Source organism: Pseudomonas sp. SK2, assembly GCF_016772395.1.
In the GTDB taxonomy this organism is placed as follows: domain Bacteria; phylum Pseudomonadota; class Gammaproteobacteria; order Pseudomonadales; family Pseudomonadaceae; genus Aquipseudomonas; species Aquipseudomonas taiwanensis.
This window is the reverse complement of the sequence record NZ_CP061944.1, coordinates 2,189,115-2,215,124: the sequence shown is the minus strand read 5'-3', so window position 1 is coordinate 2,215,124 and position 26,010 is coordinate 2,189,115. Positions and strand designations below refer to the sequence as shown.

22 protein-coding genes are annotated in these 26,010 nt (G+C 63.4%); 12 read left to right on the top strand and 10 right to left on the bottom strand.

From position 1 onward, the window contains the following. Window positions 1–61 precede the first annotated feature (61 nt). Window positions 62–2,371, bottom strand: a complete 2,310-nt coding sequence (gene pvdQ / locus IF103_RS09855; protein ID WP_202676063.1) for a bifunctional acylase PvdQ — start codon at window positions 2,369–2,371, stop codon at window positions 62–64. A 197-nt stretch (window positions 2,372–2,568) separates the two neighbouring features. Between pvdQ and IF103_RS09850 the strand changes: the two genes are divergently transcribed. Further along, entirely contained in the window at window positions 2,569–2,940 is a 372-nt protein-coding gene (locus IF103_RS09850; RefSeq protein WP_104881892.1) for a fe2+ zn2+ uptake regulation protein, read from the top strand. A 36-nt stretch (window positions 2,941–2,976) separates the two neighbouring features. Here the strand turns inward: IF103_RS09850 and IF103_RS09845 are convergent, their stop codons facing one another. Continuing rightward, complete coding sequence (locus IF103_RS09845; RefSeq protein ID WP_023380111.1) at window positions 2,977–3,165, bottom strand: hypothetical protein; 189 nt, start codon at window positions 3,163–3,165, stop codon at window positions 2,977–2,979. A 483-nt stretch (window positions 3,166–3,648) separates the two neighbouring features. Here IF103_RS09845 and IF103_RS09840 point away from each other — a divergent pair, with 483 nt between their 5' ends. Together IF103_RS09840 and IF103_RS09835 are read left to right on the top strand one after the other, a co-directional pair. Continuing rightward, window positions 3,649–4,017 (top strand): Mor transcription activator family protein, encoded by a 369-nt coding sequence (locus IF103_RS09840; protein ID WP_023380109.1) that lies wholly within the window; start codon window positions 3,649–3,651, stop codon window positions 4,015–4,017. Between the two features lie 317 nt (window positions 4,018–4,334). Further along, the gene (locus IF103_RS09835; RefSeq protein WP_023380107.1) at window positions 4,335–4,994 is read left to right on the top strand and encodes a carbonic anhydrase; all 660 of its coding nucleotides are present in this window, start codon (window positions 4,335–4,337) and stop codon (window positions 4,992–4,994) included. A gap of 139 nt (window positions 4,995–5,133) precedes the next feature. On the opposite strand, the gene IF103_RS09830 is transcribed toward IF103_RS09835, so the two are convergent. The 3 genes from IF103_RS09830 to IF103_RS09820 form a co-directional block, all read right to left on the bottom strand. Further along, on the bottom strand, window positions 5,134–5,742 hold the full coding sequence (locus IF103_RS09830; RefSeq protein WP_023380106.1) for a DsbA family protein: 609 nt from the start codon (window positions 5,740–5,742) through the stop codon (window positions 5,134–5,136). A 94-nt stretch (window positions 5,743–5,836) separates the two neighbouring features. Then, entirely contained in the window at window positions 5,837–6,739 is a 903-nt protein-coding gene (locus IF103_RS09825; RefSeq protein ID WP_041925474.1) for a LysR family transcriptional regulator, read from the bottom strand. A 124-nt stretch (window positions 6,740–6,863) separates the two neighbouring features. Further along, window positions 6,864–8,078: an MFS transporter gene (locus IF103_RS09820; RefSeq protein WP_023380102.1), complete on the bottom strand. Its 1,215-nt coding sequence runs from the start codon at window positions 8,076–8,078 to the stop codon at window positions 6,864–6,866. A 239-nt stretch (window positions 8,079–8,317) separates the two neighbouring features. Between IF103_RS09820 and IF103_RS09815 the strand changes: the two genes are divergently transcribed. The 6 genes from IF103_RS09815 (at window position 8,318) to IF103_RS09790 (ending at window position 15,837) form a co-directional block, all read left to right on the top strand. Beyond that, window positions 8,318–9,586 (top strand): c-type cytochrome, encoded by a 1,269-nt coding sequence (locus tag IF103_RS09815; RefSeq protein WP_202676062.1) that lies wholly within the window; start codon window positions 8,318–8,320, stop codon window positions 9,584–9,586. Next, entirely contained in the window at window positions 9,583–10,065 is a 483-nt protein-coding gene (locus IF103_RS09810) for a (2Fe-2S)-binding protein (RefSeq protein ID WP_023380100.1), read from the top strand. Before IF103_RS09815 ends, IF103_RS09810 begins: the two co-directional genes overlap by 4 nt. Continuing rightward, entirely contained in the window at window positions 10,049–12,280 is a 2,232-nt protein-coding gene (locus IF103_RS09805; RefSeq protein WP_104881895.1) for a xanthine dehydrogenase family protein molybdopterin-binding subunit, read from the top strand. Before IF103_RS09810 ends, IF103_RS09805 begins: the two co-directional genes overlap by 17 nt. A 40-nt stretch (window positions 12,281–12,320) precedes the next feature. Then, window positions 12,321–13,289, top strand: coding sequence for an XdhC family protein (locus IF103_RS09800; protein ID WP_104881896.1), 969 nt, complete (start codon window positions 12,321–12,323; stop codon window positions 13,287–13,289). Between the two features lie 160 nt (window positions 13,290–13,449). Continuing rightward, window positions 13,450–14,562: an alkene reductase gene (locus IF103_RS09795; RefSeq protein ID WP_027907004.1), complete on the top strand. Its 1,113-nt coding sequence runs from the start codon at window positions 13,450–13,452 to the stop codon at window positions 14,560–14,562. A gap of 84 nt (window positions 14,563–14,646) precedes the next feature. Beyond that, complete coding sequence (locus IF103_RS09790) at window positions 14,647–15,837, top strand: YbfB/YjiJ family MFS transporter (protein WP_023380096.1); 1,191 nt, start codon at window positions 14,647–14,649, stop codon at window positions 15,835–15,837. Between the two features lie 33 nt (window positions 15,838–15,870). Here IF103_RS09790 and IF103_RS09785 read toward each other — a convergent pair whose 3' ends face one another. Genes IF103_RS09785 through IF103_RS09775 form a run of 3 tightly spaced genes read right to left on the bottom strand, consistent with a single transcriptional unit; the run spans window position 15,871 to window position 21,975 of the window. Beyond that, window positions 15,871–19,545 (bottom strand): translocation/assembly module TamB domain-containing protein, encoded by a 3,675-nt coding sequence (locus tag IF103_RS09785; RefSeq protein ID WP_202676061.1) that lies wholly within the window; start codon window positions 19,543–19,545, stop codon window positions 15,871–15,873. Further along, entirely contained in the window at window positions 19,542–21,284 is a 1,743-nt protein-coding gene (locus IF103_RS09780) for an autotransporter assembly complex protein TamA (protein ID WP_027907006.1), read from the bottom strand. The genes IF103_RS09785 and IF103_RS09780 overlap by 4 nt, the downstream gene beginning before the upstream one ends. Before the next feature lie 40 nt (window positions 21,285–21,324). After that, window positions 21,325–21,975 carry a GNAT family N-acetyltransferase gene (locus tag IF103_RS09775; RefSeq protein WP_202676060.1) on the bottom strand — a complete coding sequence of 217 codons (651 nt, stop codon included), beginning with the start codon at window positions 21,973–21,975 and terminating at the stop codon, window positions 21,325–21,327. A gap of 162 nt (window positions 21,976–22,137) precedes the next feature. On the opposite strand from IF103_RS09775, the gene xthA reads away from it, so the two are divergent. Further along, entirely contained in the window at window positions 22,138–22,950 is an 813-nt protein-coding gene (gene xthA / locus IF103_RS09770; RefSeq protein ID WP_023380092.1) for an exodeoxyribonuclease III, read from the top strand. A 76-nt stretch (window positions 22,951–23,026) separates the two neighbouring features. Here the strand turns inward: xthA and IF103_RS09765 are convergent, their stop codons facing one another. Both IF103_RS09765 and IF103_RS09760 read right to left on the bottom strand, forming a co-directional pair. Further along, window positions 23,027–23,779, bottom strand: coding sequence for an anti-sigma factor family protein (locus IF103_RS09765; protein ID WP_023380090.1), 753 nt, complete (start codon window positions 23,777–23,779; stop codon window positions 23,027–23,029). Continuing rightward, window positions 23,776–24,297 (bottom strand): sigma-70 family RNA polymerase sigma factor, encoded by a 522-nt coding sequence (locus tag IF103_RS09760; protein WP_023380089.1) that lies wholly within the window; start codon window positions 24,295–24,297, stop codon window positions 23,776–23,778. Before IF103_RS09760 ends, IF103_RS09765 begins: the two co-directional genes overlap by 4 nt. Before the next feature lie 124 nt (window positions 24,298–24,421). On the opposite strand from IF103_RS09760, the gene IF103_RS09755 reads away from it, so the two are divergent. Together IF103_RS09755 and IF103_RS09750 are read left to right on the top strand one after the other, a co-directional pair. Then, window positions 24,422–25,474 (top strand): catalase family peroxidase, encoded by a 1,053-nt coding sequence (locus tag IF103_RS09755; RefSeq protein WP_202676059.1) that lies wholly within the window; start codon window positions 24,422–24,424, stop codon window positions 25,472–25,474. Next, window positions 25,471–26,004: a cytochrome b gene (locus tag IF103_RS09750; RefSeq protein ID WP_023380087.1), complete on the top strand. Its 534-nt coding sequence runs from the start codon at window positions 25,471–25,473 to the stop codon at window positions 26,002–26,004. The genes IF103_RS09755 and IF103_RS09750 overlap by 4 nt, the downstream gene beginning before the upstream one ends. Window positions 26,005–26,010 lie beyond the last annotated feature (6 nt).

Sequence of the window (26,010 nt, the reverse complement as noted above, 5' to 3'; positions counted from 1 at the left end):
GCCGGCCCCTGCAGGCCCGTGTCGACCTGCAGGAGCCGGCTTGCCGGCGGTGAGGCCGCCCTCATTTCACGCTCACAACCGCCCCATCCCGCTCGCTGATCACATACTGCCGATACTGCGGGTCTGCCTTGATCTGCGCCTCGGTAAACGGAATCGGCGCCAGCTGTTTGGCGGAGAAGGCCTTGGTCTGGTCGTTCGAATGTGCCGAACCGGCTTCACTGGACTGCGAAAACGCCAGCAGCCCTCGGGCCTGCGGCCCCTGCTCGGTGAACTTGACCAGTTGCAGGTAGCTGGTGCCACTGACGACCCGTCGCTTGCCCGGCCCGTGCGGCACGCTGTAGATCGCGTTGTATACGCCCAAGCCTTGTGGCCCGCCCGGCACTGGCGTGCCATCGGCAGCCTGTTGGATCTGCCCCCACTGGCTGTTTTCCCCTACCCCGGCTTGTGCGACTGCCTGCAATGACGCCAGCGCGGCGTGATGGAGCAGCTTGCGTACCGCTGCCTGTTCGACGGCCAGCCCCCGGGGCGTGTGCTGCGGATCGGCCGGGTCGAAGGCCACCCGCCAGCTTTGCGGGTGTTCGGCCAGCGCCTCGACAATGTTTTCGAAATGCACCAGGCCGACGCCACTGTTCAGATCAGCCTTGCCGTTCCACGCTGCCAGGCTGGCGCAAACGGTCTGCACGTCAGCCTCGGCTTCCTTGCACCACTGCATCAGATCCGGCAGCACCAGGCTGGCGAGATAGACCTCGTCATCGGTCACCATGCGCTGCAAGTCATCGATACCCAACTTCGTCTCGCCTTGCAGGCGCTGCAGGGCAAAGCGCCCGCGCATGCCAAGCGGTTGATCATCGCGGCTGACCAGTGGCGAGAAACCCGTCAGGGGCTCGGCAGGGTTGGCCATCCAGGCGGGGTCATTGGAGTTTTGCACGAAGTCGGAGCGCTCAAGGCTTGGTAGCAGACGCGCGGGGAAGATACCCGGCTGAGCCGCCTGGGCATCGACTTTCCACTGGCACGCACTGCGCGATCCATCCAGCACCACCAGTGGGCCCTGGGCTGCCGGGTGACTGCAGTGGCTCAGCAACTCCTGGTCGACGTACGGCACCACCGACTGGTTGAGGTACAGCGTTCGTCCTGCGGCGTCTACCGCCAGGGTGTTGACCCAGGGAATGCCCTGGAGGCTGGCGATCGAGCCTTTGAGCGCGTCCAGGCTTCCCGCGCGGTTGATCTGGTACCACTGCTGCAACACACGGGTGTTGTCCAGGTTGGCGTCGCGCAGGCTGTAGGCAGCTTGGCTGTCCCAGTCCAGTCGGCCCGGCCATTGCACCACCGGGCCGAACGTCGAGGCATAGACCTGGCGCTGCACTTGGCTCAGGCTGCCGTCTTCGGACTTGACGGTGATGCTCACGGTTTGCGGCATGAGTGGCAGCGACTGGCCATCGAGCAGGTAGCGGGTCGGGTCCTTCGGGTCCAGTTGCAACCGGTACAGGGTGAAATGCTTCGAGGTATCGACGGTGTGGGTCCAGGCCAGGTGCCGGTTGAAACCGATGTTGATCACCGGCAACCCCGGCAGGGCAGCGCCCATGACATCCAGTTGGCCAGGAATGGTCAGCTGCATCTGATAGAAACGCATGCCACCCACCCAAGGGAAATGTGGGTTGGCCAACAACAGCCCGCGACCATTGGCTGAGCGCTCTGCGCCGACGGCCACCGCGTTGCTGCCGCGCTCGGAAGCGAAGCGCGACTGCTGTGCCAGCGCCGCAGTAAAATCGCTGGCGGCCCGCTGAGTCGCCCGTGTCGGCGGCTGCGCGCCTACCACGGCCTCGGCAAACTGCCCCACCCCACCCTCCACCAGCAACCGCCGGGTCAACTTGACCAGGTCCAGACTGGTGATCGGATGCAACCACTGCCCTGTTCCGCATTCGGCCGGCAGGCCCGCGGCACGGCGCTCGCCCAGTGCACGGTTGTAGCCGCTGGCATAGCCTTCGAGCAACTGCCGTACGGCGGTCGGCTGTGCCTGCAGGAAGCCATTGACCGCTGATGGGCGGTTGAGCCAGGTGAAGAACAGGTCGCTGGTCAGGTTGTCGCGCTGCTCCACGGTCTTGCCCTGGGCCCCAAAGTAGCGGGAGCGCTCGCCATTGACGGTCAATACCTCATTGGCCAGCAAGCACAGGTTGTCCTGCGCGTAGGCGTAGCCAATCCCATACCCCAGGCCGCGCTCGTCCTTGGCCACGATGTGCGGGACGCCAAAGCTGGTGCGGCGGATCTGTGCGCTGGCCTCGTCACCGGTATCCCGAGCCTGGGCAGCAACGCTGAAGACAACCAGGGCTACCGCCAGGCTGGCACAGGTCAGTGGACGCGAAAGTGTGAACACGGGCATTCCTCGGATTCAAGGGTCATCCCGATCAGACGAATGGCTGAATGAAAATTTTACGCAATGCCCGCGCATCCAAGGTCTTGATCAGGCCGAGGCAATTTTTTTTACGCCAAGGCTGCAGATTTGCCGCTCTCATTCGTCCTAGTAAGTGAGGCACCCATATTTCGGGACAGTCCACGAAAAGGAGCATTCACATGTACCACCCGCAACCCACGATGCAGGCCGGGCATGCGCCGGTCACGGCGCCCAACGGAGCGGTCGCCAGCGGGGATGAACGCGTTGGCAACGAACAGATTCGCGAGTTGCTGCGCAGTTATGGCCTGCGCACCAGCCTGATCCGCCTGAAGGTGATCGACGCCCTGCACACGGCTGACCGCAACGGCCGCAGCATCGGCGTGCGCGGTGTGCACGCCCAGCTTGAACAACTGGACATACCGCTTTCATTCCTGAGTGTCCGGGAGGTGCTCAAGCGCCTGTGCGCCGAAGGTGTGATCTGCCTGGGCAGCGACAAATGCTACAGCCTCGATCCCCAGGCGCGCGCCGTGTTGGAGCAGGCCGCGCGCTGAGCGGATGGCCGGCCAGGACTGGCCGGCCGGCACGGGTCAGGGTTTGACCTTGCGCCGCAGTATCCCGTTGATTACCACCACGACCACCGCAATGACGATGGCGCACACCTGGAACGTCTGCTCGCTGATCACCCCTTCTTTCTGCAGGTGAGACAGGCCCAGCATGAGGCCCAACACCACCAGGATGATCAAAAGGGAGTATTTGAGGCGCTGCACATGTGTCATCGAAGGTTCCTTGCAACATCAGAGGCAAATGGCTCGCATCGAGCCGCGGCCATGATACAACGCCAACCGTCATCGGCGCTGCATTTCCTGCCTGGCGTGCTTCGACGCACCTGAGCACATGGGCCTTGCGCCCACTGCCAAGGTATCGATAGCCATGGCCACGATGCCAGCGTCCTGGCCCCTTCCCCTCTGCCCCCCGGCACAAATGAGGGTACTGAGACCCAATGCAGCAACGGACGCTGGCCCCGTCGGAAAACAAAGGCCTGGAGCCAAAAGCCGACGCCTTATCCTACAGCCCACGAAATCGCTGCCTGCAACAAGTGCTCCGCTAGGCTACAGCGCCCAGTCCGCTTGGCGCCTAGCGGCTCAGCTCGCCGCTGTCTGAAAATCCAGTCACGCCATCAGCAACCGATCGGTGGCGATCGCAGAGTCGCAACGTTGGATGTTCAACGCGCGCATCCCATTTGTCCTGAGGGGGCCCACATGGAATCACTAGACCTGAGCTGCATCGATATCAGCCAATTACCGCATTCGCTGCAATCGCTCATCGAGTGCATCGGCATTGAAAATGCTTACCGCCTGACCTGCTCCTACGGCGGCAGGCCAAAATACATCCCCAAGCATCGCGAACGCTCCAAGCTGACCGATGTACTGCCGCCACAGGCTCTGGATGCCCTGATCAAACGCTTCGCTGGCGTGGCGCTGGAAATTCCCAAGGCCGATCACTTCCTGCGCCAGCTGCGCAACCTGCAAATCCAGCAAGAAAGCGCCAAAGGCTTGTCCCGCAGCCTGTTGGCCGATAAGTACGGCCTGAGCCTGCGCCAGATCGGTAACATTCGCCGCCAGGCCTGAGTGACCCGTTTGAACTGAAATTCTTCCATCGAGGTTTGAAATGGATCCAAGCCAGCCCTGATGAGCCCGTTAGCCGTTGCAACAGCTGCCGCCCGGAATCTGCATTTCAAGTGCAATGCACCCTGCTGGGCGGTTCGAGGATCAATGACCAGACTTGGGCCTGCGGACTAGGCGTTCGTTGCAGGGTTGCGCGCGGGGAATTCCGCTGATCGACGACAGCCACTGGGCACGAGCTTCGCGATGATGACGGCCACAACGGCACCGTGGCATATTGAATGCTCGTGACCTGATCCTGGCATTCGGATTTGGAGGATTCCATGCGTGACATCATTGACGGCTTTCTGCGCTTTCAGCGAGAGGTTTACCCCCAACGCGTCGAGCTATTCAAGCAACTCGCGACGACGCAAAACCCGAAGGCATTGTTCGTCACCTGCTCGGACAGTCGTGTCGTACCTGAACTTCTTACACAGCGCGAACCGGGCGAACTGTTCGTGATTCGCAACGCCGGTAACATCGTGCCGTCCTATGGACCCGAACCCGGCGGCGTCTCGGCAACCGTCGAATATGCGGTCGCGGTGCTCGGCGTGCAGGACATCGTGATCTGCGGCCACTCCGACTGCGGTGCGATGGGCGCGATTTCACGCTGCACTTGTCTGGACCATCTTCCCGCGGTCGCTAGCTGGCTGCGGCACGCAGACGCCGCAAAAGCGATCAACGCGGCGCATGCGTTCGACACGCCTCGCGCCAAGCTCGACGGCCTTGTGCGGGAAAACGTGATTGCGCAACTGTCGAACCTTCGTACCCACCCCTCGGTCGCACTGGCGCTCGAGCAGGGGCGTTTGAACCTGCACGGCTGGGTCTACGACATCGAGGCGGGTTGCATCGATGCGCTTGATGGCGCGACACGAAAATTCGTCTCACTTGCAGACTCGCCGAACACGGTCGCGATCGCTGCGCGCAACAGCAGACAGATCTGATGGCGAAAGCCACAAGCGACATCGAGGCAAGCAAAGCCCGCGATGGCTGTGGCCAGGTGGCTAGCGCAGGGTCAGTCCAGACCTTGTCTAGGCTCAGCTACCGCGGCCTAGCCGCACAGTCACCTGAACACGGCCCACCTCAGATGAACATTGGCATTAATACGCCGGGCGTCTGCGCGCCGAAGACAACGGCCCCATTAATGCGCAAAGAGGGAATCACACGTCCAGCCCAGGCGGCGACAGAAGCTTCGGTTTCCTGCAATTCATCGCTGAAAGCGGCACTTTGCATGAATGCCTGAATGTCGCCGAAGGACGCCATCTCGCGCCCCAGCAACTTTTCCAGCATGGCCGGATCACCTATGTCCTGACCATGGCAATACAAGGCTTGGTACACGCTTTCCACGAATGGCCGGGCAGGCCTGGCGCTGCGCTGCAACCACAGCACCGCCGCAAGCGCCAGCCGCGTGTCCGGAACGCAGACGATTGCGCTGAACGCCGGTTCAATGCCCAGCATTTGCAGTTCCGTTGCCACGAGGGACTGATGGAGCACCGCTTGTGTCCCGAAGCGGTACGCCAGGAAGTCGCGGTAGGTCATGCCGGCTGCCGATCGACTCAGCACGCAGCGGCAGGGTTGAAAGGTAACATTCAGTTCTCTATTGGCCTGGGTCATCGCGATCACGAGCCGGCGCATTGCGACCCAACCCCAAGGGTCGAGAAAGTCGAACGCCAAGATCGGTGGAGTCTGCATGATTACTACCCTGAAGGATTCGTTCATCCAAGGGTAAGGCGTTACGGGGACAGACTGAAGCCACGCACCACGCAATGGAGCGTTGCGTACGCAGCTATGCGATATTGAGCAACTCTTTCATGAACTGCGCAAATACCTTGATGCGTGTCGATTCACGGTTGATCGGCAAGTAGACGATGTTGATCGAGGAATTGACGGATATCGGGTTCACTTCATATTCCGGCAGCAAGCGGGTGAGCCGCCCCTGCTGCACATCCTCGGCGACCAGCCAGTCGGCCAACAGTGCAATGCCCTGCCCTGCAACGGCTGCTTGCCTGAGAATATCGGCATTGTTGCTTTGCATCCGCCCCTGAACCGAAACCGGCAGAGTCTGGTCAGCGACTTCGAAAAGCCAGTCTCGCATCGGCCCACCGTAGTCGAATCGCATACAAGAATGGGTGCTGAGTTCGCCTGGCTGAGTGGGCGCACCATGCTGTTCAAGGTACGCCGGGCTTGCCACCAGCCAGCGTTGAAAGTGACCGATGGTGGTGCAGATGACTTCCTCGCTGGAGACTGTCGAGCCCAAGCGAACGGTCAGATCGATTCGGTCCTTGAACAGATCCACCCTCTCATCGCTGAGGTTCAGGCTCACCTCCACCCCCGGATGACTCGCCAGAAACCGGCCCAAGTGGGGTGAGATCAGGCGCCGGCCGAACTCCACTGGCACGCTGACCCGAAGCTTGCCTTTGGCTTCGCTTCCTCTGTCCGTCACCCTGCTGTCAGCGGCAGCGAGCGCATCGAGGATGGCCACCGCGCTTTCGAAATAGGCCTGCCCCAAGTCGGTCGGGCTGTTCTGGCGTGTGCTGCGGGTGATCAGCGTGGTGCCCAGCTCCGACTCCAATGCGGCAACCTGACGCGCTACGGAAGAAGTTGCCACGCCAAGCTTTCGGGCCGCTGCGGAGTATCCACCGCAGCGCACCGTCTCAACGAACATGCTTAACGCGAGAAACTTATCCATATTTCCGACTCCGTTGAAGATCCATCCGGCAAGCCAGTGTCGTCACCCGTCGACGCTGCTGGCAGGCTGGATGATAGTCATGTGAACGGACGTGGAAATAGAACAGGCGTGCTCAGCTCATCGATCAGCGCTTGCCCGCATGCTTCATGAGGAAAATCACCAGCGCCACGGCCGGAAACGCAGCGGCAGTGAAGATCGTGGCTGGCCAGCCAAAGCGCTCATAGAGCGGGCTTGCAAGCATCGAACCCAGTGCACCGCCGACAAAGATGCTGGTCATGAACACGGCGTTCAGGCGTGCTCGGCTGTTGGGGTCCAGCGCATAGACCTCGCGTTGCCCAAGCACCATGTTCAGTTGCACCGCGAAGTCCAAGGCGATTGCCGCTGCTACCAGTCCCAGGTAGCCCAGCCCAGGAATACCACCGATCAGCAGCGCTACCGGTGCCAGTACCAATGCCACCAAGGTACTGACGTGGCCATGCCCTGCATCGGCCAGACGGCCGGCGATGGGGGCCGCGACGGCACCCACTGCGCCGACCAGCGCGAACAGCGCCACCCCATTCTGGCTGAAGCCATAGTGACGGATCAGCTCGATCGGCACGATGGTCCAGAAGAAGCTGAAGCTTGCGAACAACAGGCCTTGATACAGCGAGCGTTCCCGAAGAACGGCATATTGCTTGGCAAGGCCGAACACCGAACCAATCAGACGACCATAGGTGGTGTGATGGTTAGGCATGCGCTTGGGCAGCAGTACGGCGACCAGCAAGGCAATCGCGACCATCAGCACCGCAGCGCTGAAGAACACACCTCGCCAGCCAATGTATTCGGACACCAGGCTCGCTACGGGGCGAGCGAGCAAGATCCCGAGCAGCAGGCCGCTCATGATGTTGCCCACCACCCGGCCACGACTGCTTTCAGGTGCCATGTGCGCGGCCAGCGGTACCAGGATCTGCACGGCGACGGAAGTCAGGCCGATCATCAACGCCGCGATCAGGAACAGCGAGGGCGAGTCCGCAAACCCTGCTGCCGCGAGAAACCCGCCGACGACCAGGGTAAAACCGATCACCAGGCGTTTGTTTTCCATCAAGTCGGCCAGCGGGACCAGGAACAGCAAGCCCGCTGCATAACCGAACTGGGTCAACGAAACGATCAGGCTGGCATGTTCGGGCGACAGGCCAATGCTCGGCGCGATCAGTTCGACGATGGGCTGGGCGTAATAGAGGTTTGCAACCACCGCACCGCAGCAGAATGCGAGGAACACGACCAGCGCTTTGGATAGCGTCGGGGTTGCATCGGCATGCACCGACGGTGAAACAAGTACTTCAGGGCTGCTCGCTGACATGGCGACATCTCCGGATGGGTTGAAAAGTTCAGGAGCAAGCCTATGCGCCAAGGCGAGGCGTTGGAATATGAACGCCCAGCAACGAAGCTGTGCATGTTGCGCAAAACTGCCAGCGTTGCGTGAACAGCAAAGCTTCCTTGCGCGAGGGACCTATACCCCTGGAAAACCTGCTCCTTTACGCTCAGGCCCTCAACCAATCGGTACCGAACACGCCGAGGTTGGAGATGAGGAGATCTTCGATGTCGCGTAACAAGCGTTGGGCATCCGTGGCCGTTGCCCTTGCAGTAGCAGGGGTGGCGGCAGCGTTCGGGTTGATGTGGCGACCTGCTATCGAGCCGATCGAGCGGCCAGCAGCCTTCGATGCCGCGCAGATCGCTCGCGGCGCCAAGGTCGTTACAGCCGGAGACTGCGCGGTTTGCCATACACGTCCCGGTGGTAAATACCTGGCAGGTGGCCTGCCACTGGTAACGCCGTTTGGCACGCTCTACAGCACCAACATCACGCCTGACGCCGAAACGGGCATTGGCCAGTGGCCGCTCGCAGCGTTCGAACGCGCCATGCGCGACGGGGTTTCCCGCGATGGGCATTTCCTTTATCCAGCCTTCCCATACAAGCACTATCGCCTGCTCAGCGATCACGACCTGGCGGACGCCTACGCCTATCTGATGAGCGGGCCGCCAGTGTATGAGCCCGCCTCCCCCAACCGCATGAAGTTTCCGATGAACATTCGCCCGCTGGTCGCGGGCTGGAACCTTCTGTTCTTGCATACACAGCCCTTCGAGCCGACAGCGCAGCAATCGCCACAGTGGAATCGTGGCCGCTATCTGGTCGAAGGCGCAGGCCACTGTGGCGGTTGCCACACGCCTTTGAACTTTCTCGGTGCCGAGAAAGACAGCCAGGCGCTTTCCGGTGGGCTGGTCGATGGTTGGGAAGCGCCCTCCCTGCTCGGCCTTGCCCGTCGCGAAAAGCCTTGGACGCAGGCACAGTTGGTGGGCTATCTGCAGGCCAAGGTGGTTGACGACCATGGCACCCCAGCCGGGCCGATGCGCCCGGTCAGCCAGGAACTGGCGCGACTGCCGCAGGCCGACGTCCAAGCCATTGCCCACTACCTGCTGAGCTTGCCGGCGCCGCGTCGTAAACCGACCGACGACCATTCGGACACGGTGGTAACGGCTGAGTCGACTAGCCTTGGTCGCGATCTTTTCCAGGGCGCTTGCGCGGGCTGCCACGGTGCTTCGGCGCCGATGCGCACCATCGACGGCCGGCCTTCACTGGCGGCCACATCCGCGGCTCAGGCCCATGAGCCACGCAATTTCATCAAGACGGTACTTGAGGGCATTCCTCCCACACCCGGCGAGGCCGGCCCAGCCATGCCCCCCTTCGCTGCCAGCCTGAACGACCGACAGCTCGCCGCCCTGGCCTCGTACGTCAGGCAGCAGGCGAACCCGGAGCAGCCGTGGAGCGGAGTGGACTCGACTATCGAAGCGCTGCGCGAGGAGGCCAAATGAGCAACGTCAATCTCACCGTCAACGGCAAGGTGCACAGCCTGGACATCGATCCGGACATGCCATTGCTCTACGCCTTGCGTAACCACCTGCAACTCAACGGCGCCAAGTACGGCTGCGGGCTGGGCCAGTGTGGCGCCTGCACGGTCATCGTCGACGACAGGCCGGTGTTCTCATGCGTGACGCCATGTTCAGGCATGGAAGGCCGCAAGATCCGCACGCTCGAAAGCCTGGGCACGACAGAGCGGCCAGGCCCCCTGCAGCAAGCCTTCATCGATACCCAGGCGGCCCAGTGCGGTTACTGCATCGCTGGGATGATCATGCGCGCCCAGGCCCTGCTGGAGAAAAACCCTCGCCCCGACGAGGACACCCTTCGTGCCCACATGGCGACGAACCTGTGTCGCTGCGGCACGCACCTTCGGATCATTGAAGCGATCACCCGCGTCGTTGAAAACGGTGGAATCCATGTCGTCCAGAACTGAATTCAGTCGCCGCGCATTCCTTCAGGGCAGCAGCCTGCTGATGGCCTTCACGTTGATGCCAGCCGCGCGCAAGGCGCTGGCCGATACTGAGGTGGATACCCTGGGTACGCTCGTGCTCGCCCCGGATCTGCCCGGCAGCTTGCGCACCAACCCTTACCTGGACGCCTGGATCAGGGTTGGTGCAGAGGGGATCACCGTGTATACCGGCAAGGTGGAGCTAGGGACCGGCGTCAAGACCGCGCTTGTGCAGATTGCGGCAGAGCGTCTGGATGTCGCACCAACAGCGATCACCTTTCTCACGGCCGACACGGCCCTGACGCCCAACGAAGGCTACACGGCCGGCAGCCACACGATCTTCGACAGTGGCACGGCGTTGTTCAACGCCGCTGCTCAGGTTCGCCAGATGCTCCTGGAGTCGGCCGCCAGACGCTGGGGCGTCGATGCCGCATCGCTGAAGACCGCTGACGCGATGATCATCGCCCCGTCCGGCCTGCGCATGAGTTATGCCGAGGCCGTGGCCGGTGTGGACTTGCATCGATACGCCAAGGCCGAGTCACCGCAAAGCGCACCGGAGCAGTTCAAGCTCATCGGCCACGCCATTCCACGCCTCGACATCCCTGCAAAAGTCACCGGCGCCGCGGCGTTCGTCCAGGACATGCGGCTACCGGGCATGGTCCACGCGCGGGTCATCCGGCCACCAAGGCCTCGCAGCACGCTCACCGGTTTCGATATGCAAGCTATTGAAAGCCTTCCAGGCATCGTCAAGGTGGTCAAGGATGGCAACTACCTCGCCGTGGTGGCCAAGGATGAATGGCAGGCCGTCACCGCCATGCGCGCAGGCTACGAATCAGCGACCTGGAGCGGCGCAGAGGTGATTGCGGACCAAGCCGTCATTCACCAGCTGCTGCCCAGGCTGCAATCCAGGCGCTACCCAATCAAGCATGAAGGCTCAGCGGCGCCTTCCAGTGGCAAGACGTATCGGGCGCGCGTCACCAAGCAATACTTGATGCACGGTTCGATCGGCCCCTCCTGTTCGGTGGCCTGGTTCAAGGACGGTACGCTGACGGTCTGGAGCCACACCCAAGGTGTATTCCCACTGCGCGCCGGCATCGCCGAGATGGTCGGCCTGCCGCTAAGCGCCGTGCGTTGCATCCATGTCGAAGGCTCCGGATGCTACGGGCACAATGGCGCCGATGACGCGGCAGCCGACGCTGCGCTGATCGCCCTACAGGTGCCGGGCGTCCCGGTGCGTGTGCAGTGGATGCGTGAACAGGAGAACCTGTGGGAGCCCTACAGCTCGGCCATGCTCACCGAACTGGAGGCGGATCTGGACCGCAACGGCCGAATCAACCATTGGAAATACGAGCTCTGGACCACGCCGCATAACGAACGCATCACCAATGCCGGCCGCCTCGTGCCCGCGCGCCTGCTCGCTCGGCCGTTCACCTCGGCGCCCTCCATTCCGATCGCGCAGCCCGAAGGCGATGGTGACCGCAACGCAATCCCGTTGTACCAAACGGGCGCGAGCACTATCGATATGAATTTCATAACGCAAATGCCATTTCGCACCTCGGCGATGCGCTCGCTTGGGGCGCACATCAACGTCTTCGCCATCGAGGCTTGCCTGGACGAACTGGCTGGCCAGGCAGGGGTGGATCCCGTGGAGTTCCGCCTGAGCCACCTCACCGACCCCAGGGCCCGGGCTGTCATCGAGCGGGCCCGCAGTGAATTCGGCTGGCCACGGCGATCGCCCACCCCAGGCTCGGGCATTGGCATGGGCTTCGCGCGCTACAAGAACATCATGGGCTACTGCGCAGTGGCGGTGGAAATCCAGGTACATCCGCAAACCGGCGAGATCGAGATCCAGCGGGTGGTCACGGCCGTCGATGTAGGACAGATCGTGAACCCCGATGGGCTGCGCAACCAGGTGGAAGGCGGCATCGTTCAGTCCAGCAGCTGGACGCTGTATGAGGCAGTCAGTTATGACGCCGGTGGTGTGCGCAGCTACGACTGGAGCGGCTATCCGATCCTGCGCTTCCCGCAGCTTCCCAAGCACGTGCAAGTGCACATGATCGACCAACCTGGCCAGCCCTTCCTCGGGGCCGCTGAAATCGTGCAGGGTCCGATGGCTGCCGCGCTGGGCAATGCGCTGGCAGATGCCACAGGACACCGACGGCTCGCCCTGCCGCTCACCCGTTCCGGTCAGCAAGGGTAGCCGGTGGCACTCGCGCCAGCGTTTACAGAGGTTACGGTAGATGCAACATCTTGATGTGACGGTTCTCGAACAGGCCCTGGCCTGGGCTGACGAGGGGAAAAGTGTGTGGCTTTGCACTGTGCTCAGCACCTTCGGCTCGGCCCCGCGGTCGCCTGGCGCCATGCTGGTGGCCCTGCGATCCGGAGCACACAGCGGCTCATTGTCGGGCGGCTGCGTCGAAGAGGAATTTCTTGAAGCACTCGGCCGTGGCGAGCATGCCGCACCGGCGCAGGTCATCCGTTACGGCGGTACGGCCCAAGAGCGAAGTCGCCTGCAGTTGCCGTGTGGTGGCAGCCTGGACGTGCTGGTCGAGCACAGGCACCCGTGTGCGCAATGGCGTGACCACCTCAGTCAATTGCTCGAGGCTCTGCGCGGGCAGCATCGACTGACGCGCACGCTCGACCTGGAAAGCGGCCTCTTCAGCGTGAAAAGCCCTGTCGCGGGTGCAGATCCGGTGGTGCGTCTTGGCAGCCGCCTGGAGATCAACCTCGGGCCTGCGCTTCGCTTGTTGCTCGCCGGTCTGTCGCCGGTCGCCCAGGCATGCGGGCAGTTCGCCCGCGCACTGGGCTTCGAGGTGATCGCCTGCGATCCGCGCGAAGAAGCCGCGGCGATGCCGATCGAGGGTGTGAAACTGATTTCCATGTTGCCCTCGATGTACATCGCCAACGGCGGTTGTCACGCGGCAACCGCAGTGGTGGCATTGACCCACGACCCCAAGATCGATGACTTGGCCTTGATGGAGGCGGTACACACGCCTGCCTTCTACATCGGTGCGATGGGCTCGCGCCGGACTTCGGAAAAACGCGCGCAGCGGTTGCAGCGAATCGGCGGACTGTCGCCCGCGCAAGTGGACCGTCTACATATGCCCATCGGGTTGGACATCGGCTCCAGAACGCCAGCCGAAATCGCTTTGTCGGTAATGGCCGATGTGCTGCGTGTTTACCGGGGCAAAGCCCGAGCGGCTCTTTGAAGCTGCTTCCGTCGCAAGCTTTGCGAGTGGCGCAACGCACTTGCTCTGGTTGTGGTGATTATCAAATGCGGACCCGGGTCTTAACCTGACGTCATCAAACGACAGCGACATCGCTGCACCTTCGACCCCGTATCAACACTGACTTGAAAGGAACTGAGTGATGACCAGTAATCTGTTCAATCCTATTCGCGTGGGCGCTGTGGAACTTCCTCACCGTATCGCCATGGCACCCCTGACCCGATCGCGCGCAGGCCAACCAGGCGATGTGCCAACGCCCATGGCAGCGGAGTATTACGGCCAGCGTGCCAGTGCAGCGCTGATCATCACCGAAGCCACGCAGATCTCCCAGCAGGGCCAAGGCTACGCCTGGACCCCGGGTATCTACACCCGTGAACAGATCGAAGCCTGGAAACAGGTGAGCGATCAGGTGCATGAACGCGATGGCCGCATCTTTATGCAACTGTGGCACGTGGGACGTGTTTCGCACCCAAGCTTCCAGCCCGGCAACGGGCTACCGGTTGCTCCGAGCGCCATCGCAGCGCCCGGCAAGACCTTCATCGTCGACGAACAGGGCAATGGGGTCTGGGGTGATGTGCCGGTGCCGCGCGCGCTGGATACCGAGGAAATCGCCGGCATCATCGACGACTACCGCCATGCGGCGCTGAACGCCATCGAGGCCGGGATGGATGGTGTCGAGATTCACGCGGGCAATGGCTATCTGCTCGACCAGTTCATCAACAGCAACAGTAACGAACGCACCGATCCGTATGGCGGCTCCTATCGCAACCGGGCGCGCCTGCTGTTGGCCGTCGTCCAGGCAGTGGCGCAGGAAATCGGTGCAGATCGCGTCGGTGTGCGCCTGACCCCCATGGGACGGTTCATGGGGATGGGAGACGACACTCCTCTGGAAACGTTCACCTACATCGTGGAGTCGCTGAACCGGTATGGGCTGGCCTACCTGCATCTGGTCGAGCCTGCGGTCGTCGGCACCGTCAAGGACGAGAACTTCGACCCCCGCTGGGACGAGATCATCCTCACGCTGCGGGATACCTGGAAAGGCGTACTGGTAATCGCGGGCGGATACGACGCTGCTTCTGCCGAGAAAGCGATCCGTGATGGCCGTGCGGACGTGGTGGCTTTCGGCAGGCCGTTTCTGGCCAACCCGGACTTACCACGCCGAATCCGCGAGGGCCTGCCGCTCAATACCCCCGACCCCGCGACCTTCTTCGGCGGCAACGAACGGGGCTACATCGACTATCCGACTCACCCGTAACGGGCGTTGCTGGCTGATGCAACGCGCCAGTCAAATTCATCACGCCGTGTCACTTTCACGCCGCCAGCGGCGCAAGGGGAAGTCATGACTGCATCAACACCGCGTGCCCCATGGCTACCGATTTGGGCGGGTCTTTGTGCCAGCCTCGTCGGTATCGGCCTGGCGCGTTTCGCCTATACCCCACTCATCCCGGCCCTCATCGAGGCCCATTGGTTTGCCAGCTCTGCAGTCGTTTTCCTGGGCGCTGCGAACCTCGCAGGCTACCTCATCGGTGCCTTGATCAGCCGACCGATCGCGACCAGATGGTCAAGTGCAAGCGTGCTCCGGTTCATGATGGTCCTGGTCAGCCTGGCATTTCTAGGCTGTGCCTGGCCCCTGTCGGTGAGCTGGTTCTTCTTCTGGCGGCTGCTATCGGGCGTCGCCGGGGGCGCGATCATGGTGCTGGCCGCAACGGCCATCCTCCCCCATGTCGCCACCCACCGCAGGGGGCTGGCAAGTGGTGCGATCTTCCTTGGAATCGGACTGGGAATCGCAGGTGCCGCCAGCCTGGTACCCTGGTTGCTGGACAAAGGCCTGCAACAAACCTGGCTCGGTCTTGCGGCGTTGTCGCTGCTGCTGACGATCAGCAGCTGGGCGGGATGGCCAGCAGACCCTCCGCATCATCCGCCGACACCGACGCCGGCAAAGCCTGCAACGTCGGCGGCAGTGCTGGTCTTGTTCGGCCAGTACGCGCTGATGGCCACCGCATTGGTCGCGCCCATGATGTTCCTGGTGGACTACATCAGCCGCGGCCTTGGTGCCGGCACTCATGCCGGTGCGCTGATATGGGGACTGTATGGTCTGGGCGCTATCGCGGGCCCCGTACTGTATGGGCTGCTGGCCGACCACTTGGGCGCACGGGCGGGCATTCGGATCGTGCTCTTCGCACAGTTGGTCGCAATGGGTGCATTGATTGAAAGCCATGACCTGCGACTGCTTGGCGCGGCAGCATTGCTGATCGGCTCTTTCCCGCCTGGCATTGTCCCGCTGGCACTTGCCAGGGTGCACAGCCTGGTCGAGGGGCATACACGGCAGAATGCGACCTGGAGCCGCGCCACGGTTTCGTTCGCGAGTTTCCAGGCAATCGCCGGATACGGATATTCAGCCCTGTTCGCGAGCAGCGATGGCCACTACGGCGTGCTGTTCAGCGTCGCGGCTGCTGCACTGGTCCTGGCGCTGCTGCTGGAGCTGATTCTAAAAAGCGAATCCCGAACAGCCGCCGTCCAGGCCATTTAAGAACAAAGCCCGCGTGCGCGGGCTTTGCTGCACTTAAAAGTCCCGCTTGTAGAAGATGTCCAGCGAGCTTGCCAGCCCGCTGGCCGCTTCGAGATAGACCTTCTTGCTCAGCTTGTAGCGCAACGCGATGGTGTTGGCTGGCTCGAACACCCCTACCCCATAACGCAGGCTCAGTCGCTCGGTCAGGTTACCACTGGCCACGACGCTGGTGGCGTTGCCCGACCCCTCGGTATCGAGTTGGAAATCGTCAATGCCAAGGCTCGATGCCAGGCTGCCGGTGATCCCGGCGCTGCCTGCCAGCCCAAGGCCCAGGGCAGCCTCGGCCAACATGTTACTGTCCTCGCCCGAGGCGCCCAACGGGCGGCCCAGCACCAGATAGGACAACGCTTGTTCCTGGCTCATCGCCGGTTCCGAGAACACCTGGGTGGTCGGTTGCTCGGCGCTGCCACTGAGGCGGATACCGGCAATCACATCGTCGACTTTGCGGATCGCCTCGATGTCCAGGTACGGCTGGTCGATGGGCCCTGCGAACAGCAAGCGCGCACGACGAATGGTCAGGCGCTGGCCATAGGCACGGTAACGGCCATCGGCCAGGCTCAGTTCGCCACGGGTGTCCAGGTTATCGCCGATGTGTACATGCCCCAACAGGTTGGCGGAGAGGCCGAAGCCGCTGAACGAGAGCTTGTCGCGTCCCACTTCTACGTCGATGTCCATGGCCACGGCCATGGGCGCCTTGCCCTCTTCGGTCTGGTGGCCGACGATGACGGTGTCGTCCGACACCTTCACCGTCGACGGTGGCAGCTCGCGCACGGTGATGTTGCCCTTGGGCACCAACACTTTGCCAGTGACCGACAGTTTGTCGTCGACCAGGCGCAGACTGAGGTCTGGCGCGACTTCCAGTTCTGCATACGGCTCGACCGTGACAGGCAATTGCTGACCCTGTAGGCGCACGTCCATGCCCAGGGCCTGGCCCCAGGTCAGGTGCCCGGAAAGTTGCCCGCGACCCGCCGCCCCGCTGCGCCAGTCGCCATTGAGTTGCACCCGTTCACCGGCGATCTGCGCTTGCAACGACAAGCCCTGCAAACTCACCGGCAGCTCGGCTCCGCTCACCTCGCCCCCGCTGAGCACCACGTCGCCATTGACCTGCGGTGCCAACAGGGTGCCGGAGAGCCGGCCACTGCCGTTCAACTGCCCGGCCAGCCGCTCGACCATGGGCACGAACGGTCGGGCGACCGAGAGGTCCAGGCCCGCCAGGCGGAAGTCACCCGACAGCGGTTTGTCCTTGCCCAACGGATCGAGGCGCGTGGTGACGTTGAGCTCGCCCAGCCGCTCGCCACGGAAATCCAGGCGGGTGTCGACCCGTCGCGGCGCCAGGGTGCTGTCCAGCCGCAGGGCCTGGTACGGGAAGTCGATCCAACGGCCGTTGTCGCGTACACGCAGGGTGCCGCCACTGGCGTCGATAACGATCTTGCCCTTGGGGCCGCTGGCGGGAACATCCAGATTGACGTCGGCATTGAGCAGCCCCTGCCAGGCAAAGTCCTTGGGCAACCACTGGGCCAGGCTCTCCAGCGGGAACTGCTTGAGGTGGTAACGCAGGCGCGGCTCAGGTGCCAGGCGCTGGTCGTCACCGCACAGGCTGGCCTGGCCGGAACGCCAGCAATGGGCGCCAAAGTCCAGTTGGCCGCTGGCCAGACGCTGCAAACGTGCCGGCCCTTGCAGTTGCCAATCCTGACCACCGGCCTGGATCCGTCCGCTGGCCAGTCGGCCGCGCCAGTCGCCCTTGTTCAACTGGCCATCCAGACCCAAGTCGAGTTTCAGCTGCGGGCCATCCAAAGCCAGGGTCAGTGCCTGCTGCCGGATGTCGCCCTTGCCATTGGCCTGGAGCGTGCCGAGGGATGTTTCGCCCAGACGAATACCGCTGGCCTTGAGCTCGATCAGGCCGCGCTGGGCGTTATCCAGACGAGCATCCAGGTCCAGGCGCTGGATCCGGTTCTCGGCCTGGACCAGTTGCTGACCCTGCAGGACCAGCGTGCCTTGGGGCGCCTTGAGTGTTCCGCTGATGTCCAGCCGGCCTTTGGCCTGCCCTTGCAGCCTTGGCCAAAGCTGGCCCAGGCGCGGCAGGTCAAGGTCCACCCGCCCGGCCAGGCGCTGCTGCATACTGCCGCTGCCGGTGATGCGGTTGTCCCCCAGCTGCACGGCCAAGGCGCCCAATGTCCAGCTCTGGGCAGCGCCCTGGGCCTCTACCTTGAGCACCGCCGGCTGACCACGCAGGCGCCCCTTTAGATCCAACTGGGCATCGAGGGTGAGTTGCTCGCCTTTGAACTCACCTTTGCTGCGCAACGGCCCCGCCAGGGTACCGGGTAGCTCGGCGAGCCAGTAAGCGGGATCGAGCGCCGACAGCTGCAGGTCGACATCCCACGCCAGTGTGTCGGCGAAACGCACGGCAACATTGCCGCTCGCCTTGCCCTGGCCTGCCACCAGCGCCAGTTGCGGCAACCGAACCTGGCCCAGGTCGCCTTCGAACGGGCTGGCCAACGTGAAGGCACCTGCCGGGCCGTCGAGTTCACCCTTGAACGTACCTTGGTAACTGCCATCGCGGTAATGCACCTGGGCATCGAGGCGCTTGAGGCTGACTTCAGGCGGGGTTTCCAAGGGGTACAGGCGCAGCCAGGGGAAGTCCAGCCAATCCAATTGGGCATCGGCCTGCAGGGCGTTCTGCCAATCGGCGGTGGCACTTAGCTTCAACCGCTGGGTTTCACTGGCGCTCAGGTCCAAGGCATCGAGTCTTGCCCCCTTGGCATCCACACGCCCCGCCAGCACCAGCGACACGGGGGCTTGTTCGGCAGGCAAACTGGCCGAGCCAGTCAGCTGATAACCCTTTAGCAAGTCACCCTCGGCGTCCAGCTTGAGCTGGTTGAGTTGCACGGTGTCCGGAAGCGCAGCTGCGGGCTTGAACGCTTCGGAACGGACGTGCAGCTTGGCCGGCAGGTGCTCGGCAAGGGCCTGCAGCTCACCGGTCAACCGGGCATTGAGATAACCGGTGCTGCTCGCATCCAGTTCGAGGGTTCGCTGCAAATCCCCCTTGGCGGTCACGGCCAGTTGCCAGGCCTGACCTTCCACGGCTGGCAGCTGTAGCTGGCCATCGAGTTGCAGCGGCCAATCGCCTTCGGGCAAGAGATTACCCTGCAACGCCAGGTGCAGATCGTCCCGATGCACTTGCAGGCGGTCGATGCGAAGCCCAGTGGTCGTCCAGTGCGCCGCCAGTTGCAGGTCGCCCAACAGATCATTGCCGTCGAGTCGCAACTGCCCGACCTCGACCGTACCCACTTCGATCCCGATCGGCAGGCGCAACACCGGCAGCTGCACAGGGCTGGTGTCAGCAGGCGCGTCGCTGGGCGCAAAGGCCATGTCGACCCGCTGGGCCTTGAGCCGGTCGATGCACAAGGTGGCACGCAACAGGCAAGCAGGCGACCAGGACAGCACCGGCTCCTGGAGCTCGACACGGTTACCGCCATCTGCCCAGACAATCTGACGGGCCTGCCAGCTGCCACCCAGGCGCCCCTGGAATTCAGTGACTTCGAGCCCAGGCACCTGACCCAGCAGCCAGCGCCCGACAGCTTCGCTAGCCAGTATCGCGCCGAGCGCCAAGGCCACCAACAGCACGATGGCCAGCAGGCTCAGCACAAGGGTTCTCAACACACGCATCACAGCTCAGGCCCCATGGAAAAGTGCAGGCGGAAACCGCCATCGTCATCGAGCGCCCTGGCCAGGTCCAGACGCAGCGGCCCGACCGGCGATACCCAACGCACACCGATGCCGACCCCGGTCTTGAGGCTGGGCAGTTCAAGCGTATTGAACGCGTTGCCTTGGTCGACGAAGGTCGCAACGCGCCACTTCTCGGCCAACGAATACTGGTACTCGGCGCTGGCGGCCACCAGGTAGCGCCCCCCGATCCGGTCGCCGTCGCTGTTCTTCGGCGACAAGCTCTGGTAGTCGTAGCCGCGCACGCTCTGGTCGCCACCGGCGAAGAAACGGAGTGACGGCGGAATGTTGTTCTTGTAACCATTGGTGGCACTGCCGCCGAACTGCACACGGCCCAGGAAACGGTGGTTGTGGCCAAGCGTCGTCAGGCCTTTCAACAGGACATTGCCATGCAGCAGGTTGGTGTCCGAAACCAGCCCCTCCTTGGCCGCCTGAACATCGAACTGCAGGCGGTAGCCGCTGTGCGGGTCGATGCGGTTGTCGCTGCGCAGATACGAAAAACTCACGCCTGGCATCAGCAGGTTGCTAAGGCCCGAGTCGTCGCCCAGGCGGTACTCCTCGCGCTGGTACTTGAGCGAGATGACCCGCTGCCAACCACTGGGCAGCTTGCTGTGCCATTCCGGGCCGACGGTCAACAGCTTGCTGAGGGTGTCGGTTCCGGCGAGCTCTTCGTTCTGATAGCCACCGGCGAACCGCAGTTTGTCGGTCAGCGGAGGGTCCAGGGGAATGTCGTACCAAAGGCCGACGTTCTGCCGCGGGGCCGATAGTTCGGTTTCCCAGCCGTAGCTGTGCCCTTGTGGGTTGACCCAGTGGCGGGTCCAGTTGGCCTTGCCACGCGGACCAACGTCGGTCGAGAAACCCAGGCCCAGGCCCATGGTGCGCGGTTTGCGGGTTTGCAGATGGACGTCCACCGGGATGTCTTCGCCCACGGCGGCAGTGGGCGCCGCGTCGACCCGCACGCCTTCGAAGTAGCCGCTGGACTGCAAGTCGTTGTTGAGCTCGGCCACCAGTTCCGAATCGTAGGGGGTGCCAGGCTTGAACGAAACCATGCGTTGCAGCAGTTCTTCATCCAGTGGCGTGTCGCCACCGAACGTGACCGCGCCCAGGCGGTAGCGTGGGCCGCTCTGGTACACCAGCTCGATGTCGGCCACCCCGGCCTGGGGGTCCACTGCCAGACGCTGGCGAGTGAACCGACCGCTGAAGAATCCATAGCGCGAGGCCTGGTTCTGGATCAGCCGCTTGGCATCCTCGTAGTGGCCGTGGTTAAGCGGCTCGCCCGGACGCAGCGCACGACCATCCGGTATGCGAAACGCCTTCATCTCACTGGCTGGCCCTTCGATGCGCACCGTCACGTTGCGCAGGCGCACCGGTTCGCCGGGTTCAATGCGGATGATCAATTGCGGGTGTTCGTCGGCCTTGGCTGCGGGCTTGACCTCAGTGTCGATCTGCGCCTGATAGTAGCCCAGTGCCTGCGCAGCCTTGCGCGCCTGCTCCTGCGCCCCGCGACTGAAGCGCAGCAGCGCTTCCTCGTCGCGGTCACCCAGATTACCGATATAGCCTTCGACATTGGCCTTGAGCGCTTTATTGGCCGGCTTGACCTTCACCAGCAACTCGCTCTGGCCCCATGCTGCGAAACTGGCGGCCCAGAAAATAAGGCCCCAGGTGAATCTTCCTGAATACGTCATGCGGCGCATGCTACCAGAGCCGGGCCCTCATGGGAGGCGTTCAGGCCTCCGTCATTCTTGATGACACAGGATTGGGATGAAAGAACACCCTTTCCCGGATTGGTCCTACAGCTACCTCGCCGATCTCTTCGTACCCCTGGCGTTGGTAGAACGCCAGATAATGCTCATTGCCCGTATCCAGCACCACCCCTTGGGTGTTTGGGTCTTCCGCGCACCAGTCGTGCACGGCCTGGAGCAATTGTTCACCGTAGTGCCGGCCCTGAAATTGCGGATGGACCCCCAGCAAAGGCAGCACATGCACCCTGGCGCCCGGCAGGCAACTGGCCAATGCGGCCTGGTATTCCATGTAGCGGCGCGTGCAGCGCAAGCCAGTGCCCAACATCATGCGCAGGCGCCAGGCCCAGCTGTCGGCCACCCCCAACCGTCGTTGCGGCGGCACGATCAGTGCCAAGGCGATCAGGCGGTCATCCAGCAAAAGGCCAATGGCGGGCAATTGCAAATAGAAGTGCTGGCGCACCCACTCACGCACCATCACCCGCAGGCGCCTTTCGTAGCCAGGCCGCTGGCCCTCGAACACATAGCCGAACGTCGGTTCGTGGCGATAGGCGTGGTACAGCAGCGAGCGCACCTCACGGCTATAGCCCTCATCGAGCATACAGACACTGGCCTTGGCTTCAGTGGTATCGGGCATCGCGGGCGGTCCTCCTGGAAAGGTCATTCAGTGCCTTGGAGGTGCCTGGACGCACATCGTTCACCCCCTCCAGCACGTTAGCAGCGCCACCCCAAGGCTGCCACGCTGGTGGAGACGGCCGATGTCGGCTAGCATCCGGCCTTTTACCAGGATTGTCTTTCGATGAAGATCGTCTGTTTCAACATCAACGGCCTGCGTGCCCGCCCGCATCAGCTGGCGGCGCTGATCGAAAAGCACCAGCCGGACGTGATCGGCCTGCAGGAAACCAAGGTCAGCGACGATCAGTTCCCTCTGGCCGAGGTCCAGGCACTGGGCTACCACGTGCACTTCCATGGCCAGAAAGGCCACTACGGCGTCGCCCTGCTGTCGCGCCAGGCGCCTCTTAGCCTGTTCAAAGGCTTTGCCACCGACGAAGAAGATGCCCAGCGCCGTTTCATCTGGGGCTCCTTCGCCGATGCCAACGGCACCCCGATCACTATCATGAACGGCTACTTCCCCCAAGGCGAAAGCCGCGACCACCCCACCAAGTTCCCGGCCAAACAGCGCTTCTACAGCGACTTGCAGGCCCTGCTCGAAGGGCAGTTCCACAATCACGAGCCGGTGCTGGTGATGGGCGACATGAACATCTCGCCCCAGGACTGCGATATCGGGATCGGCCCGGACAACGCCAAGCGCTGGCTGAAGACCGGCAAATGCAGCTTCCTGCCTGAAGAGCGGGAATGGATGGAGCGCCTGAAGGGCTGGGGCCTGGTGGACAGCTTCCGTCACTTGTACCCGGAAGTGAACGACCGCTTCAGCTGGTTCGACTACCGCAGCCGCGGCTTCGAGGACGAGCCCAAGCGCGGACTGCGCATCGACCTGATCATGGCCTCGCAAGCCCTGGTGCCGCGCCTGAAGGCCGCAGGGGTGGATTACGAGCTGCGTGGCATGGAAAAGCCCTCGGACCATGCGCCGATCTGGCTGGAATTGAGCTGAAACGAATTGCCGGCAAGCCAGCCTCTACGAAGTCGTCGTACGCTCCGTAGAGCCGGCTTGTCCGCGATCGGACCGACTACAGGCCCAAGCGCAGCGCCTCGCCAACACCGGCCCCGCGCACATCGTCCGCCGCACTGACCAGTGCGAAGTTGTACGCCCCATGGGACCAGTAGCGTGCCTCCAACCGCCCATCCGTGCGCTGCCCCTGCGGCATGCGCGCGAAGCGTTCGCCCGGCGAGCGCAGAAACAGACTGATGCGTTGCCCTTCACGGTCCTGGAATACCAGCAAAGCCGCCGGCCCCTGCTCGTTGCTGAGCAGTCGTGCCCCCACCGGCTTGAAGCCGTATCCCGCGAGGTCTGGCAACTGCCCTACCCGACTGAAATGCCGCTCCAGCCAGTCGCGCAACTGAGCCGGGTCGCTGGCCTGGATATCCAGCGCTTCGCTGGCAGCGAACAGGCGATGGGCCTGCACGGCATCGGCCATGGGCAGGCCAGCGTCCGCCAACGTGGCGTCCCGTGCCTGCCAGCCAACCAATCCACCCACTCCCACGGCCAGCAGCAACACCGCAGCCGACGCCCAGCGGCGCTGCCTGCGATGACGCAAGCGTTGCTGCAGCCTGCCCACATCCAACTGTGACGAGCCTGGCTGCTCGCCGAAACCTGCCAATGCCGCCCGCAGACGCCGGGCATCGCTTCGCCAGGCCTCGACCCTTTGCGCTTCCAACGGGTTGGCCGCCAACCAGGCTTGCACTTCGGCTCGCCGTGAGGGCTCCAGACGGTCATCGACGTAGGCATGCAGCTCGTGTTCACTGGGAATAAGGCGCGTCATTTCAGTCTCCGCAAGGCCGGGGGCTGCGGGTTGCCCTCGGTCAGTTCACGCAACGCGGCACGGGCGCGCGACAGGCGCGACATCACAGTACCGATGGGAATCCCTAGGGCGTGGGCGGCCTCCTTGTAGCTCAGGCCCTCGACGCTGACCAGCAACAACAGGGCGCGCTGCTCGTCCGACAATCGCGCGAAGGCCTGCAAGTCCGCCTGGGCCAGGATGATGCGTTCGATATCGCCGCCAACCGGCTCTTCCTGCGCCTCGGCGCGCCCAAACCAGGACAGCCAACGCGCATGCAGGCGGTCACGGCGCTTGCCATCGAGAAACTGCCGATAAAGGATGGTGAACAGCCAGGCGCGCAGGCTGTCGGCGTCACGCTGCTGACTGCTGCGGCTGAGGGCACGCTCGACGGTCGCCTGGACCAGGTCGTCGGCGCTGCCAGACTCGCGCGTCAGCCAGATGGCAAAGCGGCGCAGACGCTGGAGCAGCTCGCGCCATTGGTGTTCGTCCAAATCATGCATGGAAGTCATCCGGCCCCTGGGATGGTCAGTGTAGAGGGCAGACGCCCGGCCACAAAATTTATTCCCTCGCAGGGAATAACCGCCTTCCTGCCCCGTCGTACCGGCACCTCAACTGCACCGGACGATGACCATGAACTCACCCTTGCACGGCCCCGCCAAGCACCTGCGGCTGGCCGCCATAGGCGCCATCATGCTGGCCATGGGCGCGGGTTTCGCCTATGCCGCTGGCTGGATCGGCGGCCCAACAGTGACCCCGCAGCGCATCATAGATACCTTCGAGGCCCAGGCTGGCCATTACCCCGGCTACCGCAAGAACCATGCGAAAGGCCTGTGTGTCAGCGGTTACTTCCAGGCCAGCGGCCAGGCGGCGACGCTGTCGACGGCGCGGGTGTTCAGCCAGGCGCGGGTACCGGTCATCGGCCGGTTCGCCATTGGGGGGGCCAATCCGTTCGCACCGGACACCGCGGTGCCCGTGCGCAGTCTGGCGCTGCAACTGAGTACCGATGACGGCCAGCTCTGGCGTACCGGTATGAACAACCCTCCCGTGCTGGCGGTGAGCACGCCGCAGGCGTTCTATGAACAGGTGCTGGCCAGCGCGCCTGACCCTGCCACCGGCAAGCCTGACCCGGCAAGGCTACAAGCATTCTTCGCCGCCCATCCGGAAAGCGCGGCGTTCCGCCAATGGGCCGCCAGCTATACCCCGAGCGACAGCTTCGCCAGCACCCAATACCACAGCATCAATGCCTTTCGCCTGATCGACGGCGATGGCAAGGCTCACCCGGTGCGCTGGCAATTGGAGCCACAGACCCACTTCGCCGCGCTCCCAGGCAAGGTCGATGACAAACAATTCCTGCAACATGACCTGCAACAACGCCTGGCCCAGGGCCCGTTGCGCTGGACCTTGCGCCTGGTGCTGGCCGAGGCCGGCGACGCCGTGGACGACCCGGCCCAGCCCTGGCCTGCGCAACGGCGCCGAGTGGACGCTGGCACCTTAGTGCTCGAACGAGTGGACGCCCCTGAACAAGGTGCCTGCCGCGACCTGAACTTCGACCCGCTGATTCTCCCCCGTGGCATCGAACCTTCCGCCGACCCGATCCTCGCCGCCCGCTCGGCGGCCTATTCGGAGTCTTTCAATCGCCGCAGCCGCGAATCGCTCAGCACCGGAGCCCGCCCATGAAACCTGAAGCTTTCCACCCCCTGGCCCGCTCGCTGCACTGGCTGATGGCAGTGTTGATCCTGGCCATGCTGTTCATCGGCGTGAGCATGGTCGCCGACCTGTCAACCCGCCACCCGATGCTGGTCGAGCTGCACAAGGCCACCGGCCTGGCGCTGCTGGTACTGGTGCTGCTGCGTATCGGCGTGCGCCTGACCCGACCTCATCCGCCCCTGCCCGACGACTTGCCGACTGTGCAACGGTTCGCTGCCGGCGCCTCGCACCTGCTGCTCTATGCCTTGATGCTGGCCATGCCGCTGCTGGGCTGGGCAATGCTGTCGGCGGGCGGTTACCCTCGACCGCTACAGCTACCGGCCATCGCCCCACACGACCTGCAACTGTACGCCGTACTGCGCCAAGCCCATGGCTGGGCCGGGTACCTGTTGTTCGCCACTGTCCTGCTGCACCTGGGTGCAGCGTTGATGCACGCACTGGTGCGCCGGGACGGCGTGTTGCGTAGCATGTGGCCAGGCCCCCTGCGCCGCGGCGAATGACAGCGT